Source organism: Vagococcus sp. QWL-13 (assembly GCF_058683555.1).
This window is the reverse complement of record NZ_CM178746.1, coordinates 1-13,496: the sequence shown is the minus strand read 5'-3', so window position 1 is coordinate 13,496 and position 13,496 is coordinate 1. Positions and strand designations below refer to the sequence as shown.

Sequence of the window (13,496 nt, the reverse complement as noted above, 5' to 3'; positions counted from 1 at the left end):
AATATGAGTACCCAGGGGGATTAGAAAAATGAGAATGGTGGATCTGATTGAAAAAAAGAAAGATGGAGTCAGTTTATCCAAGAGGGAGATTGAGTTTATCGTTGAAGGTTACACGGAAGGAACGATTCCCGACTATCAAATGAGTGCCTTTTTGATGAGTGTCTGTTTTCAGGATATGACAGATGAAGAAATCACTCATTTAACTCTAGCGATGGCAAATTCCGGGGACAGGATTGATTTGTCTACAATCCACGGAATAAAAGTGGACAAGCATTCTACGGGAGGTGTGGGAGATACCACAACGATTGTTTTAGCTCCTTTAGTTGCAAGTGTGGGTGTTCCGGTGGCTAAAATGTCGGGACGGGGACTAGGGCATACGGGCGGCACAATCGATAAACTGGAAGCTATCCCTAATTTTCAAGTTGAGATTCCAAACGAACGCTTCATTGAGTTGGTGAATGAAACTCAAGTAGCGGTCACAGGGCAATCTGGAAATCTTGCACCAGCAGATAAAAAAATGTATGCTTTGCGTGATGTGACTGCGACGGTTGATTCGATTCCTTTGATCGCCAGCTCCATCATGAGTAAAAAGATTGCTTCAGGAGCAGACGCGATTGTGCTGGATGTGACCACAGGCGAAGGGGCGTTCATGAAAAATCTTGAAGATGCGAAACGCTTGGCCCAAACCATGGTAAGAATCGGCAACTTGGCAGGCAGAAAAACAATGGCGGTCATCTCTGATATGTCACAGCCGCTAGGTAATGCTATCGGCAATACGCTTGAAATCATTGAGGCGATTGAAACGCTAAAAGGCCGGGGACCTGAAGATCTGAAAGAGATGGTGTATGTACTGGGCAGTCAGATGGTCGTGCTGGCAGGCAAAGCGGCTTCACTTGAAGAAGCAAAAGGCTTGCTTGAGGAGGCGTTGACATCTGGTAAGGCACTTGGGAAGTTTAAAGAGATGATAACCAATCAAGGCGGAGATGCTGAGGTAATCGATGATTACAGCAGATTCGGCAAAGTAAAATATGTGATCGATTTGCCGGCAACAACATCAGGTTATGTGCATCAAATCCACGCTGAAAATGTGGGGATTGCTGCCATGCTTTTAGGAGCTGGCCGTCAAACAAAGGAAGATACCATCGATTACAGCGTTGGAGTGGTTCTTCACAAAAAGGTTGGCGAAGAAGTGGCAAAGGGGGAACCTTTGGCAACTATTTACGCTAACAGGGAACAAATCGATGACGTTAAAAAAATGCTGTATGAAAACGTGATTATCGGTGATAAAGTAGTGAAACCAGTTTTGATTCGCGGCATCATCACAGAATAGTCAAATTCAAGTTGAAAGGAATCAGTCTGATGAGTGAAAAATCTGAGTGGATAGAAATAGCACGAAAGGTCTATGAGAGAGCGTATGTTCCTTATTCTCATTTTCCGGTGGGGGCTTGTTTGGTGGCAGAAAACGGGGGAATTTATACCGGTGTCAATATCGAAAATGCTTCGTATGGTTTGTCCAACTGTGCGGAAAGGACGGCTATCTTTAAGGCAGTCTCAGAGGGTGAGCGTAAGTTTAAGCATATTGTCGTCGCCGCTAATACAGATGAGCCTGTTTCGCCTTGCGGTGCCTGTCGGCAAGTAATGGTGGAATTTTTTGAGCCTACCATGGGCGTCACCTTAGTCAACAAAAAAGGGGACATAAAGGAAACGACGGTAGGAGAATTATTACCGTATTCGTTTACCGAAAAGCAGTTATAGCAGTAGATTTTAGTATGATTTAATCGGCTTTTTTCAAAAGCTGTTAAATAAAAAAATATTAGGGGGCTTTAAAAAGATGAAAACATCTAAAAAGTTTGGATTAAGTTTGCTAACATTAGGTTTGACCGTGGCACTTGCAGCATGCGGCGGAGGCGGAGATACTAAGTCGACCGACGATGCTAAAGAAGATGGTGCAGGCAAAGATGACTTTTCAGCTGCACTTGTTACCGATTTGGGTGGTGTAGACGACAAATCATTTAACCAGTCAGCTTGGGAAGGACTTCAAGCATGGGGTGAAGAAAACGGCAGGGAAAAAGGCGTGGGCGGCTACAATTATTTTCAGTCTGACTCAGATGCGGATTTTGAACTAAACTTAAACAGTGCCATTGATGACGGCTATAATATTATTTTCGGTGTTGGTTTTAAATTGCAGCCAGCTGTAAAAGAAATCGCTGAAGCCAATACAGATACTGAATTTGTTATTGTTGATGAAGTAATTGAAGGATTGGACAATGTAGCTTCTGTCTTATTTAAAGACCATGAAGCATCATATCTGGCTGGTATCGCTGCAGCTAAAACAACCAAAACGAACAAAGTAGGTTTTGTCGGAGGTATGGAAGGGGCAGTTATCGGTCGATTCCAAGCTGGTTTTGAGGCTGGCGTTGCTTCTGTTGACGAAGACATTAAAGTAGACGTGAAGTATGTAGGTTCATTTGGTGATGCAGCTAAAGGGAAATCAATCGCTGCTGCCATGTATCAAAGTGGCGTAGACGTTATTTTCCACGCATCAGGGGACACAGGGCAAGGGGTATTCTCTGAAGCTATCGACTTGATGAATACAAATCCTGAGAATCCAGTATGGGTTATCGGTGTGGACCGTGACCAAGAAGATGAAGGTGCCTTTGACGGAGGCAACGTCACATTGACTTCTACACTTAAAGGTGTGGGGACAGCTGTTCAAGACATTGCCAACAAAGCACTTAAAGGGGAATTCCCAGGCGGCGAAATCATGAACTATGGTTTGGCTGAAGAAGGTGTAGATTTGACTGCTGGACAATTGGATGATGTTAATCCGGAAATCAAACAGTTAGTAGAAGAAGCTAAAAAAGATATTATCGACGGAACAATCGTAGTACCGGATGCACCAGAAGCACCATAAACTTGTGTAAATAATGACCGAAATAGTTAGGAAGTGAAAAGAGTGGAAGAATCGCATTATGTGATTGAGATGGAAAATATCACGAAAGCATTTGGAACTTTCAAAGCTAATGACAACATCAACTTGAATGTTAAAAAAGGCGAAATCCACGCACTGCTGGGTGAAAATGGTGCAGGAAAGTCTACTTTGATGAATATTTTGTCAGGCTTGCTGGAGCCAACTTCCGGTACGATCCGTATTCATGGAGAAGAAGTGGATATCGCTAATCCGACGATTGCGAATAAATTGGGGATTGGGATGGTCCATCAGCATTTTATGTTAATTGACAACTTCACAATTGCTGAAAACATTATTTTAGGAAGCGAGCCCACAAATGCTGGAGTGATCGATCAAAAAAAAGCTCTTGAAGAAATAACCGCTGTTTCAGATAGATATGGATTTAAAATCGACCCGACAGCGCTAATCAGCAACATCTCCGTTGGTATGCAGCAACGGGTAGAAATCATCAAAACCCTTTACCGGGGTGCTGATTTGCTGATTTTTGACGAACCTACCGCAGTTTTGACACCTCAAGAAATCGAGGAGTTGATCGAGATTATGCATGGGTTGGTGGCTGAGGGGAAATCTATCATCGTCATTACACATAAATTAGATGAAATCAAAGCAGTAGCAGACCGCTGCACAGTTATCCGTCGGGGAAAGAGTATCGATACTGTCAATGTGGCAGACGTTACTCCTCAGGAATTGGCAGATTTGATGGTCGGCCGTTCGGTGTCTTTCAAGACACCGAAAGGTCCTGCTGCACCTAAACACCCAGTGCTTAAAATCAAAGATCTGGTCGTAAAAGAAAATCGCGGGCTGGATGCTGTAAAAGGCTTGACATTGGAAGTCCGGGCGGGAGAGATTGTTGGAGTTGCGGGAATCGACGGCAACGGCCAAAGCGAACTGCTGCAGGCTATCACTGGTATGAGGAAGGTAGAAAGCGGAACGGTTGAAATCAACGGTAAAGATGCTACCAATAACAAACCAAGGGAAATCACGGAAAACAGCACAGCTCACGTTCCTGAGGATCGCCAAAAATATGGTCTGGTTTTGCCGATGACAGTGTCAGAAAATATGGCAATTCAAACTTATTATAAAGCACCTCTCAGTAAAAACGGCTTTTTAAATTATAAGAGCATCAATCAGCATGCGAGAGAACTGATTGAAGAATTTGACGTGCGTACTTCCAGTGAATTAGTACCGGCAAGTGCTCTTTCTGGAGGAAATCAGCAAAAAGCCATCATTGCCCGTGAAATCGATCGGGATCCGGATTTGTTGATAGTAGCACAACCGACCAGAGGGCTGGATGTGGGCGCGATTGAGTATATTCATAAGCGGCTGATTGAGCAAAGGGACCGTGGCAAAGGTGTTTTATGTGTGAGTTTTGAGTTAGATGAGATTTTAAACATTTCTGATAGGATTGCAGTGATGTTTGACGGGCGTATCGTAGGCATCGTTGATCCCAAAGAAACAAACGAACAAGAGTTAGGCTTGTTGATGGCAGGTGTGCCATTGGAAGAAGCACGGCAGGAGTTAAGTCAGGCTGTGGCACAGGAAGGAGCTGACGTTGATGAATAATAGTTCAAGAATCAAGACGATTGCAGTTCCTGTGGTTTCAGTCCTGGCAGGATTAATTTTGGGAGCTGTCATCATGGCCGTTTCCGGTTATAGTCCAATAGAAGGCTATCAGGCAATGTTGCGGGGTGCTTTTGGACGGACTTACAATATTGGAGAAGTCTTTCGTTCGGCTACTCCGCTGATTTTGACAGGATTAGGATTTTCAGTTGCCAGTACAGCAGGTTTTTTTAATATCGGTCTGGCAGGACAGGCACTTGCCGGGTGGATTTCGGCGGTTTGGCTGGCCTTGACTTTTCCTGACTTGCCAAAAATTATTCTAGTACCTTTATGTATCGTGGTCGGTGCGTTAGCCGGAGCTTTGTGGGCCGGTATTGCAGGCTTTTTCAAAGCGCAGTTCGGCACCAGTGAAGTGATTGTAACGATTATGTTGAACTATACTATTTTATATATCAGTAACCATTTAGTCCGTTATGTTATGACAGATAATAAAGATGCTACGCCTAAGATTGGTGCTAATGCTTCCTTACGGACAGATTTTTTACGTACTTTGTCTGGGGGCTCTAGATTGAATATGGGTCTGTTCTTGGCCTTGATTATGATTGTTGTGATATGGATTTTCATGAGAAAGACCACAGCCGGTTTTGAAATGCGTTCGGTGGGGCTGAACCCTTTTGCTTCAGAGTATGCAGGGATGAGTGCCAAGAAAAACATTGTTTTGGCAATGATGATTTCAGGGGCATTGGCCGGTTTGGGCGGTGTCGTTGAAGGTCTAGGGACTTTTGAAAATCTGTATATTTTAGACGCGGCGCCTGCCATAGGATTTGACGGTATGGCTGTATCATTGCTTGGCGGAGGCAATCCGATTGGCATCCTCTTGTCAGCGATTTTATTCGGAACGTTGAAAACGGGCGGATTGAAGATGTCGAGTGTGGATATTCCAAATGAAATTGTAGATGTGGTGGTCGCTTCCATCATCTTCTTCATCGGTATCAGTTTTGCCATTCGTTATCTCATGGACAAATTTAGTCCGAAGAAGGAGGAGGCATAATTATGGAAGGACTTGTTGGTATTTTAGCAATGATTGTCTCCTCTTCATTGGTTTATTCTGCTCCTTTGATATTTACAGCTTTGGGCGGTACCTTTTCTGAACGAAGCGGGATAGTGAACGTTGGTTTGGAAGGGATTATGACCATCGGTGCTTTTAGTGCAGCAGTGTTTAACTTGAACACAGTGCATCTGTTCGGTGCAGCAACGCCTTGGATCGCTATGATATTCGGCGGTTTAGTAGGAGTGCTCTTTTCATTAATCCATGCGGTAGCGACAATCAATCTAAGAGCAGATCATATCGTCAGCGGAACGGTTATCAACTTGATGGCTCCGGGATTGACTGTGTTTCTAACGAAACAGCTGTTTGACGGTAAGGGACAGACTGAAATCATCCGTCAGCGTTTTGGTAAATTCAGTTTTCCGATTTTAAAGGACATTCCTATTTTGGGTGATATCTTCTTTAAAAATACATCTGCACCTGCTTACGTGGCGATTTTCGTGGCATTTTTAGCCTATTTTATCATTTTCAAAACCAAATTTGGTTTGCGGCTGCGCTCTGTGGGGGAAAACCCTCAAGCGGCAGACACACTAGGTGTAAATGTCTATGCCATGAAATATGCCGGAGTATTGATTTCAGGTTTATTGGGAGGGATTGGCGGTGCCATTGTGGTTCAGGCGATATCCGGTCAATTTTCTGTTTCGACAATCGCAGGACAAGGATTTATTTCCATGGCAGCGATGATTTTCGGAAAATGGAATCCTATCGGCGTCATGGGAGCAGCGATTTTCTTCGGTGTTTCCCAGAGTCTGGCAATCATCGGCAAACAGATTCCGTTCCTTGCCGCTTTGCCGGAAGTTTATCTGCAGGCAGCACCTTATGTATTGACGATTATCGTGCTGGTAGTGTTCATCGGAAAATCCCAAGGACCTAAAGCCGGCGGGAAAACGTATATCAAATCTAAATAATCCTTAAACGTGCCAAGCGACTTTTTTATCATCATAGAAAGGCAGCTTATGGCACGTTTATTATAAGAAAATTTTTCAATAGAAAGAAGGCTGTTAGATGTTTAAACGTGTACATTTAATTGTGATGGATTCAGTAGGAATCGGCGAGGCGCCCGATGCGGCTAAATTCGACGATGTAGGCAGTCATACGTTAGGACATATTGCTGAGACTGCAGGACTGCGTCTGCCTAATTTGGAACGTTTGGGCCTAGGGATGATCACTCCCCTTAAAGGAGTGGCGGCAATCGAAGACCACAAAGGCTATGTGACAAAATTAGAAGAAGTTTCTGTTGGAAAAGACACGATGACAGGGCACTGGGAAATCATGGGCTTAAATATTCAAACACCTTTTCGAGTGTTTCCGCAAGGATTTCCCCAAGAGCTGTTAGATAAAATTTCTGAGTTTTCAGGTCGGGGCATTATCATGGAAGCTAACAAGCCGTACAGCGGTACGGCTGTAATCGATGATTTCGGCGAAGAGCAAATGAAAACCGGGGATTTGATTATTTATACTTCAGCTGACCCTGTTTTGCAAATTGCTGCTCATGAAGAAATCATCCCTCTGGAAGAACTGTACCAGATTTGCGAGTACACGCGTGAAATTACTAAAGACGACCCTTACATGATTGGCCGTATCATTGCCCGGCCTTACGTAGGAGAGCCTGGGAATTTTACCCGGACAGCCAATAGGCATGATTATGCTCTGAATCCGTTTGGCAAAACTGTCTTGGATAGTTTGAAAGATGGGGGCAAAGAAGTCATTGCTGTGGGGAAAATCAACGATATTTTCAATGGGCAAGGCATTACTGACTTTGTCCGCACTTCTTCCAATATGGACGGGGTCGATAAGTTGCTGGAAGTGATGAAAAGAGATTTCGAAGGATTGAGTTTTACCAATCTAGTGGATTTTGATGCTCTGTTCGGTCATCGGCGCAACACGGCAGGATATGCCCAAGCTTTAGAAGATTTTGACTACCGTTTGCCTGAAATTATCGATGAGATGGCAGAAGATGATCTGCTGATTATCACTGCTGATCATGGGAATGACCCCACATTCAAAGGGACAGATCACACGAGAGAGTATGTTCCTCTGGTCGTTTACAGCAAACAATTCAACGGACAAGGGGCATTGCAGCAAGGTTATTTTGCAGATATCTCCGCAACCATCGCAGAGAATTTTAATGTTCCTGCAACTGAAAATGGCGTCAGTTTCTTGAAAGAGTTGAACTAACGAAAGGGGAAAACAAATGACAAAAAATTTGAGTGAACGATTAAACGAAACATCTGCCTTTATTCAATCTAAAGGTGTTAAAGAAGTCGATTTTGGTTTGATACTGGGTTCCGGCTTGGGAGAGCTGGCTGAAGAAATTGCTGAACCCATCGTTATCCCCTACGAGGAAATCCCTAATTTTCCTGTATCGACGGTTACCGGGCATGCCGGTCAGCTGGTTTACGGTGTCTTATCAGGGAAAAAAGTTTTAGCTATGCAAGGCCGTTTCCACTATTATGAGGGGCACAGTATGGCGACAGTAACATTTCCAGTACGCGTGATGAAAGCTCTCTCTGCCCATTCAATCATTGTGACCAATGCCGCGGGGGGCGTCAACACTTCTTTCACTCCAGGGAATTTGATGCTGATCACTGATCAAATCAACTTTACTGGAACAAACCCATTGATTGGGGAAAATGATGAAGACTTAGGTCCGCGTTTCCCGGATATGTCAGAAGCTTATGACAAAGCTTATGGCAAAACAGCCCGTGAAGTTGCGGCAGAATTGAAAATCACCTTGCAGCAAGGAGTTTACATGGGCTACTCTGGACCAACGTATGAAACACCGGCAGAAATCCGCATGTCCCGGGCAATGGGAGCAGATGCTGTGGGGATGTCTACGGTGCCGGAAGTAATCGTGGCCCGTCATGGCGGTATGCGGGTATTAGGAATCACTTGCGTCACTAACTTGGCTGCAGGGATGCAGGCAAATCTAAATCATGAAGAAGTGGTAGAAACCACAGAACGAGTGAAAGAGGACTTCAAATCATTAGTAAAAGAAACGTTAAAACGATTATAGAAAGGAAGAGAAGTGTATTATGAGCGTGCATATCGGTGCAGAAAAAGGCGACATCGCAGATAAAATTTTATTGCCGGGCGATCCATTACGGGCAAAATATATTGCTGAAAACTTTTTGGATGACCCTCAATTATATAATGAAGTCCGAGGTATGTTAGGATATACCGGGACCTATAAAGGAGTGCCTGTTTCTGTTCAAGGCACGGGGATGGGGATTCCGTCGGCGGCTATTTATGTGACGGAACTAATTCGTGAATATGACGTAAAGAAATTGATTCGTGTGGGTACTTGTGGGTCAATCCAAAAGGATGTCCACGTTCGCGACTTGGTTTTGGCACAAGCGGCAGCTACGTCTTCTGCGATTATTCGCAACGATTTCCCTAAGCATGATTTCCCTCAAATCGCTGATTTCAAATTGCTGATGAAAGCTTATGAGAAGGCAGTGGAAAAAGGATTCAATATCCATGTGGGGAATGTTTTGTCAGATGATGTCTTTTATAAAGACAACATGGATGATGTTTTTCGTTTGGGTGATCACGGGGTGTTGGGTATTGAGATGGAGGCTGCGATCATTTATTATTTGGCAGCGAAATATCATGTTCAAGCACTAGCTCTGATGACAGTGAGCGATCATATCATTACCGGTGAAGAAACGTCTGCGGAAGAACGGCAAAAAACATTTGATGAGATGATCATCGTGGCACTGGAAACAATCATAGAAGAATAGTCTGGGCATCTGGGTAAAACCAGATGCTTTTTTGTTAATAATAGCCAAGACAGAGTTGGGCATAGTATAATGGTGATGGCGATTGATAGGATTATCTAGGAGGTATCGTGTAATGGAAAACTTTGAATTTTATGCACCAACGAAAATTTTTTTTGGTAAAGAACAGTTAGAAAATCTGCCTGCTATTTTAAATGAGTATGGCAAAAAAGTGCTGCTTGTTTACGGCGGGGGGAGCATCAAGAAAAACGGTTTGTATGACGCTGTTTTGTCACTGTCGGAAGATGCCTTTGACCTTTATGAGCTGTCTGGTGTAGAGCCAAATCCCCGTATCGAAACTGTGCGGGCAGGTGTTGCTATTTGCCGGGAGAAAAAAATAGATGTGATTTTAGCAGTAGGTGGCGGCTCGACCATCGACTGTGCCAAAGCAATTGCTGCGGGTGTTTTTTATGACGGGGACCCTTGGGACTTCACCGCCGACAGCAGTTTGATCACGAAAGCTTTACCATTAGTCAGTGTGTTGACATTATCTGCGACTGGTTCGGAGATGAATTCAGGAGCAGTGATAAGCGACATGGCTAAAAATGAAAAATTATCTTTAGGGAACACTCTCACCATTCCCAAAGCTTCTATTTTAGACCCTACTTATACTTTTACGGTGCCTCAGTATCAAACGGCCGCTGGGTCTGCGGACATCATGAGTCATTTGATTGAGAATTACTTTAAGCAGACGAAGGGGGCGGAAGTTCAGGATCGCATAGCAGAAGGATTGATGCGCACGGTGCTGCAATACACGCCGGTCGCTTTGCAAACGCCGGATAACTACGAGGCCCGGGCAAATTTGATGTGGGCCAGTTCCTTAGGGCTGAACGGGTTGACCGGACGGGGCAAAGGCGGTTCATGGTCCTGTCATGCTATCGAACACGAACTTAGTGCTTTTTATGACATCACTCATGGGGTAGGATTGGCGATTATCACTCCACGCTGGATGGCGCACGTACTAAATGAAGCGACGGTGGATAAATTTGTTTCCTTTGCGGTCAATGTGATGGGCTTGTCGCTGATAGACGACCGTTTTGCTTTAGCAAGGGAAGGCATCCGCTGCCTGAAAAATCATTTTCTCTCGTGGGGCATCCCAATGTCATTGGTCGAAGTGGGTATCAATGAAGAAAAGCTTGAGCTGATGGCGGAAAAAGCTGTAGAACATAATACCCTTGATAAAGGATTTGTTCCGCTGGGTGTGGCGGACGTTCTTAGTATTTTGAAAGCCAGCTTAAACAGTTGACGATGCTTTGATTTCCGGCAATATTTTATAAAAAATTTCCGAGATATTATGAAAACTGCTGTGCAAGGAGACCCCATGCACAGCAGTTTTTTAGACAAAGATTACAAATAATATTTTTTTGAGAAACTTAAGTCATCCTTTAATTCATACACGAGAGGTTTTCCGGTAGGTATCTCAAACTTCAAAATTTCCTCGTCTGTCATATCTTCCAGATATTTCGCTAAGGAACGTAAGGAATTTCCGTGAGCCACGACCAGTACACTTTTGTTTTCCAACAGGGATGGGGCAATGGCGTCTTCCCAGTATGGCAGTGTCCGCTCCAAGGTGACTTTCAAGCTTTCGCCCTTTGGAATGATATGGGAATCAAGGTGCTGATACTTTGCTTCTTTTGTTGAAGAACGTTTGTCGTCATCATCTAGCAATGGCGGTAAAATGTCATAGGAGCGTCTCCACATCAGCACTTGTTCATCGCCGTATTTTTCAGCAGTTTCTGCTTTGTTCAAACCTTGAAGAGCGCCGTAGTGTCTTTCGTTCAGACGCCATGATTTTTCTTCAGGCAGCCACAGCTGATCAATTTCTTCCATGACGATGTGGGCGGTTTTGATGGCACGTTTTAACAAGGAAGTATAGACGATGTCAAATGTAAGACCTGCTTCTTTTAGTTTTTTGCCTGCTTCTGCTGCTTCCATCATTCCCTGTTTGCTTAAAGGAACATCTGTCCAACCGGTGAATTTGTTCTCAAGGTTCCATTGGCTTTGTCCGTGACGAATAAATACTAACGTCTTCATTTATATGTACCTCCGTAAAAAAATTTAATCCCGAACGTGAATGGTTTCGACCCCTTCAGGATGTCCCACGATGACGGTGGACACTGTATCAAGAAATAAACCGTGCTCAACAACACCTGCTTGCTTGATCAGCCAGTCCGCCAGCTGATGAGGGTCTTCGATTTTCCCTATATGCAAATCAATAATATAGTTTTGGCTGTCAGTTTGTACGACAGTCCCTTGGTCATCTTTTCTCAGTACTGGCTGCAGATTTTTTTCTGCGAATAAATTTAATAATTGCAGTGAACCGTAAGGGATGACTTCCACGGGTAGAGGAAAGGCGCCAAGATAGTCGACCATTTTTGATTCATCGACGATCCAGATGTTTTTCTTTGAACTTTCTGCCACAATTTTTTCGAATAAAAGTGCCGCACCGCCGCCTTTGATGCCTTGGAAATCTTTGCTGATTTCATCTGCCCCGTCGATAGTAACATCCACATGGGTGACCTCATCAATACTTTTCAAAGGGATATTTAAAGCAAGTGCCTGCTTTTCGGTGGCCTTGGATGTGGTCACACCGATAATCTTTAAGTTTTCTTCGTTTACCCGGCGTCCGATTTCTTCTACCATATAATAGGCAGTTGAGCCGGTTCCCAAACCGACGATCATACCGTCCTCGATATATTTGGCAGCTTCAATGCCGACTAATTGTTTTAAGTTCATTTATTCCACTCTCTCCTTTAACTTTCTGCTACTATTTTATCCTTGTTTGCTGAAAAAAGATAGGGAAACTGTCTGATTGAGCTTATCTTTCTTATTAAAATAGGAAGAGATAATTATTGGGAGAAAATGACTGGAAATAGTTGAAAGCATATTCTTAAAAAAAGTGCGAGGTGGTGATTGACAGTTTTTTTTAATTGTGATAAGATTTTAAAGGTGCTTTATGTACAGGTTTCTATTTCGAATAGACGTTCTGACTGTTCAGAAAAAGCATTTTACACGGTAATTGTCATTGCAAGAAAACTTGCATTCTTTTTTATCGTAAAAAATGAACCACCAGGATGTGTGGTACTAGAAAGACAGCTAGGGAAGGAGGAAAAAAGGATGCCAACAATTAACCAATTGATTCGTAAATCTCGTAAATCAAAGCCGACTAAATCTGGTTCACCAGCATTGGGTAAAGGCTATAACAGTTTGAAAAAGTCTCATACAGACACTAACTCTCCTCAAAAACGCGGAGTATGTACACGTGTAGGTACGATGACACCTAAAAAACCAAACTCAGCTTTACGTAAATTTGCTCGTGTTCGTTTGTCAAATAATATTGAGGTGACTGCTTATATCCCTGGGATCGGGCATAACCTTCAAGAGCACAGTGTGGTATTGATCCGCGGCGGACGTGTGAAAGACTTGCCGGGGGTACGTTATCATATCGTTCGTGGAGCGCTTGACACGGCGGGTGTTACTGATCGCCAACAAAGTCGTTCTAAGTATGGTGCGAAAAAACCTAAAGCAAAAAAATAAATAATTAACTGAACTATTAAAATACATGGAATAAGAATTTTTGGAAGGAGGAATTTGAATGCCTCGAAAAGGTCCTGTTGCGAAACGTGAAGTTTTACCAGATCCTATTTATCAATCAAAAGATGTGACCCGTCTAATCAACCGAGTTATGGTTGACGGAAAACGCGGTACGGCATCAAATATCATCTATAGTGCTTTTGATATCATTAAAGAATCTACAGGAAACGATCCGTTGGAAGTGTTTGTGCAAGCAATGGATAACGTAAAACCTGATTTAGAAGTAAAAGCTCGCCGTGTAGGTGGCTCAAACTATCAAGTACCGGTTGAGGTTCGCCCAGAACGTCAAATCACTTTAGCTTTACGTTGGATCGTCAGCTATTCACGCAATCGTGGAGAGCATACGATGGAACAACGTTTAGCAAAAGAATTGATGGATGCTGCCAACAACACAGGTGCTTCAGTTAAAAAACGTGAAGACACTCATAAAATGGCAGAAGCTAACAGAGCATTTGCTCACTACCGTTGGTAAAATCCTCTACAG

General features: G+C 43.5%; 14 protein-coding genes. 12 read left to right on the top strand and 2 right to left on the bottom strand.

Annotated features, from left to right (window positions below; translation table 11 throughout):
- Window positions 1-28: 28 nt before the first annotated feature.
- The 10 genes from AC4PHI_RS00070 (at window position 29) to AC4PHI_RS00025 (ending at window position 10,664) form a co-directional block, all read left to right on the top strand.
- Window positions 29-1,330: a pyrimidine-nucleoside phosphorylase gene (locus AC4PHI_RS00070; RefSeq protein WP_492200318.1), complete on the top strand. Its 1,302-nt coding sequence runs from the start codon at window positions 29-31 to the stop codon at window positions 1,328-1,330.
- 11 nt (window positions 1,331-1,341) lie between these two features.
- Entirely contained in the window at window positions 1,342-1,755 is a 414-nt protein-coding gene (locus AC4PHI_RS00065; protein WP_492200317.1) for a cytidine deaminase, read from the top strand.
- Window positions 1,756-1,831: 76 nt separating this feature from the next.
- Window positions 1,832-2,914 (top strand): BMP family lipoprotein, encoded by a 1,083-nt coding sequence (locus tag AC4PHI_RS00060; RefSeq protein WP_492200316.1) that lies wholly within the window; start codon window positions 1,832-1,834, stop codon window positions 2,912-2,914.
- A gap of 69 nt (window positions 2,915-2,983) precedes the next feature.
- Window positions 2,984-4,534, top strand: a complete 1,551-nt coding sequence (locus tag AC4PHI_RS00055; protein ID WP_492201610.1) for an ABC transporter ATP-binding protein — start codon at window positions 2,984-2,986, stop codon at window positions 4,532-4,534.
- Entirely contained in the window at window positions 4,524-5,582 is a 1,059-nt protein-coding gene (locus AC4PHI_RS00050; RefSeq protein WP_492200315.1) for an ABC transporter permease, read from the top strand. The genes AC4PHI_RS00055 and AC4PHI_RS00050 overlap by 11 nt, the downstream gene beginning before the upstream one ends.
- A gap of 2 nt (window positions 5,583-5,584) precedes the next feature.
- Complete coding sequence (locus tag AC4PHI_RS00045) at window positions 5,585-6,547, top strand: ABC transporter permease (protein WP_492200314.1); 963 nt, start codon at window positions 5,585-5,587, stop codon at window positions 6,545-6,547.
- 97 nt (window positions 6,548-6,644) lie between these two features.
- On the top strand, window positions 6,645-7,817 hold the full coding sequence (gene deoB, locus AC4PHI_RS00040) for a phosphopentomutase (RefSeq protein ID WP_492200313.1): 1,173 nt from the start codon (window positions 6,645-6,647) through the stop codon (window positions 7,815-7,817).
- Between the two features lie 16 nt (window positions 7,818-7,833).
- Window positions 7,834-8,655: a purine-nucleoside phosphorylase gene (locus tag AC4PHI_RS00035; RefSeq protein ID WP_492200312.1), complete on the top strand. Its 822-nt coding sequence runs from the start codon at window positions 7,834-7,836 to the stop codon at window positions 8,653-8,655.
- A gap of 19 nt (window positions 8,656-8,674) precedes the next feature.
- On the top strand, window positions 8,675-9,382 hold the full coding sequence (deoD, locus tag AC4PHI_RS00030; protein WP_492200311.1) for a purine-nucleoside phosphorylase: 708 nt from the start codon (window positions 8,675-8,677) through the stop codon (window positions 9,380-9,382).
- A gap of 112 nt (window positions 9,383-9,494) precedes the next feature.
- Complete coding sequence (locus AC4PHI_RS00025) at window positions 9,495-10,664, top strand: iron-containing alcohol dehydrogenase (protein ID WP_492200310.1); 1,170 nt, start codon at window positions 9,495-9,497, stop codon at window positions 10,662-10,664.
- A gap of 101 nt (window positions 10,665-10,765) precedes the next feature.
- On the opposite strand, the gene gpmA is transcribed toward AC4PHI_RS00025, so the two are convergent.
- Together gpmA and rpiA are read right to left on the bottom strand one after the other, a co-directional pair.
- Entirely contained in the window at window positions 10,766-11,452 is a 687-nt protein-coding gene (gene gpmA / locus AC4PHI_RS00020) for a 2,3-diphosphoglycerate-dependent phosphoglycerate mutase (RefSeq protein ID WP_492200309.1), read from the bottom strand.
- Window positions 11,453-11,476: 24 nt separating this feature from the next.
- Entirely contained in the window at window positions 11,477-12,154 is a 678-nt protein-coding gene (rpiA, locus tag AC4PHI_RS00015; RefSeq protein ID WP_492200308.1) for a ribose-5-phosphate isomerase RpiA, read from the bottom strand.
- Window positions 12,155-12,535: 381 nt separating this feature from the next.
- On the opposite strand from rpiA, the gene rpsL reads away from it, so the two are divergent.
- Together rpsL and rpsG are read left to right on the top strand one after the other, a co-directional pair.
- Window positions 12,536-12,955, top strand: coding sequence for a 30S ribosomal protein S12 (rpsL, locus tag AC4PHI_RS00010; protein WP_126809014.1), 420 nt, complete (start codon window positions 12,536-12,538; stop codon window positions 12,953-12,955).
- 58 nt (window positions 12,956-13,013) lie between these two features.
- Complete coding sequence (rpsG, locus tag AC4PHI_RS00005; protein WP_492200307.1) at window positions 13,014-13,484, top strand: 30S ribosomal protein S7; 471 nt, start codon at window positions 13,014-13,016, stop codon at window positions 13,482-13,484.
- Window positions 13,485-13,496: the final 12 nt, after the last annotated feature.

Coding starts and splice junctions, on each gene's coding strand:
- rpiA (WP_492200308.1), bottom strand. CDS start 12,154: ATGAACTTAAAACAATTAGTCGGCATTGAAGCTGCCAAATATATCGAG.
- AC4PHI_RS00035 (WP_492200312.1), top strand. CDS start 7,834: ATGACAAAAAATTTGAGTGAACGATTAAACGAAACATCTGCCTTTATT.
- AC4PHI_RS00055 (WP_492201610.1), top strand. CDS start 2,984: ATGGAAAATATCACGAAAGCATTTGGAACTTTCAAAGCTAATGACAAC.
- AC4PHI_RS00025 (WP_492200310.1), top strand. CDS start 9,495: ATGGAAAACTTTGAATTTTATGCACCAACGAAAATTTTTTTTGGTAAA.
- gpmA (WP_492200309.1), bottom strand. CDS start 11,452: ATGAAGACGTTAGTATTTATTCGTCACGGACAAAGCCAATGGAACCTT.
- AC4PHI_RS00045 (WP_492200314.1), top strand. CDS start 5,585: ATGGAAGGACTTGTTGGTATTTTAGCAATGATTGTCTCCTCTTCATTG.
- rpsL (WP_126809014.1), top strand. CDS start 12,536: ATGCCAACAATTAACCAATTGATTCGTAAATCTCGTAAATCAAAGCCG.
- AC4PHI_RS00070 (WP_492200318.1), top strand. CDS start 29: ATGAGAATGGTGGATCTGATTGAAAAAAAGAAAGATGGAGTCAGTTTA.
- rpsG (WP_492200307.1), top strand. CDS start 13,014: ATGCCTCGAAAAGGTCCTGTTGCGAAACGTGAAGTTTTACCAGATCCT.
- deoD (WP_492200311.1), top strand. CDS start 8,675: ATGAGCGTGCATATCGGTGCAGAAAAAGGCGACATCGCAGATAAAATT.
- AC4PHI_RS00060 (WP_492200316.1), top strand. CDS start 1,832: ATGAAAACATCTAAAAAGTTTGGATTAAGTTTGCTAACATTAGGTTTG.
- deoB (WP_492200313.1), top strand. CDS start 6,645: ATGTTTAAACGTGTACATTTAATTGTGATGGATTCAGTAGGAATCGGC.